This window comes from Pseudomonas turukhanskensis, assembly GCF_027922365.1.
GTDB lineage: Bacteria > Pseudomonadota > Gammaproteobacteria > Pseudomonadales > Pseudomonadaceae > Aquipseudomonas > Aquipseudomonas turukhanskensis.
The window spans coordinates 1-1,118 of sequence record NZ_BSFN01000052.1 but is presented as its reverse complement, the minus strand read 5'-3'; the positions used below and the strand labels follow the sequence as shown (position 1 = coordinate 1,118).

Annotated in this window: 1 protein-coding gene; it reads left to right on the top strand. The window is 59.7% G+C overall.

The annotated features are described in order from the left end of the window. Positions 1–1,118, top strand: a 1,118-nt coding sequence (locus PKE98_RS26895) for an OprD family porin (protein ID WP_271198556.1), incomplete at both ends; no start/stop codon positions are given.

The window sequence follows — 1,118 nt, the reverse complement described above, 5'->3', positions numbered from 1 at the left end:
GACACCAAGGCCACGCTGAACCTGCGCAACGCCTATTTCAACCGCAACTTCACCAACCCGGACAACGGCCAGGGCAAGGCTGAAGAGTGGACGCAAAACTTTATTCTCGACGTGAAATCCGGCTATACCCCGGGCCCCGTCGGCTTTGGCGTGGACGTACTGGGTTTGTACTCGCTGAAACTCGACGGCGGTAAAGGCACCCGCGGCACGCAGCTATTACCGGTGCACCGCAACAACGAACCCGCCGATGACTTCGGCCGCCTGGGCGTTGCCGCCAAGGCCAAGGTTTCCAAGACTGAACTGAAGGTCGGCGAGTGGATGCCGGTGCTGCCGATTCTGCGCTCCGACGACGGCCGCTCCCTGCCGCAAACCTTCCGTGGCGGTCAGGTGACGTCGCAGGAAATCGACGGCCTTACCTTGTACGGCGGCCAGTTCCGCCAGAACAGCCCGCGCAACGATGCGAGCATGGAAGACATGTCTATGAACGGCGTGCCCGACGCTGTGTCCGACCGCTTCAACTTCGGCGGCGGCGAATACACCTTTAACGAGAAACGCACCACCGTTGGCGTGTGGTATGCCGAACTGGAAGACATCTACCAACAGCAATACTTCAACGTACTGCACAGCCAGCCCATCGGTGATGTGACGCTCGGCGCCAACCTGGGTTACTTCACTGGCAAGGAAGACGGCAGCCAGCTGGCGGGCGACCTTGATAACAAAACCGCTTTCGCCATGCTCTCGGCCAAGTACGGCGGCAGCATCTTCTACATCGGCTTGCAGAAAGTCAGCGGCGACGACGCCTGGATGCGCGTCAACGGCACCAGCGGCGGCACCCTGGCCAACGACAGCTACAACTCCAGCTACGACAACGCCAAGGAAAAATCCTGGCAAGTGCGCCATGACTACAACTTCGCCGCTGTTGGCGTGCCAGGCCTGACGATGATGAACCGCTATATCAGCGGCGATAACGTGCACACCAGCACCGTTACCGACGGCAAGGAATGGGGCCGCGAGTCGGAGCTGGCCTACACCGTGCAGAGCGGTACGTTCAAAAACCTCAACGTCAAATGGCGTAACTCCACCATGCGCCGCGACTTCAACACCAATGAGTTTGATGA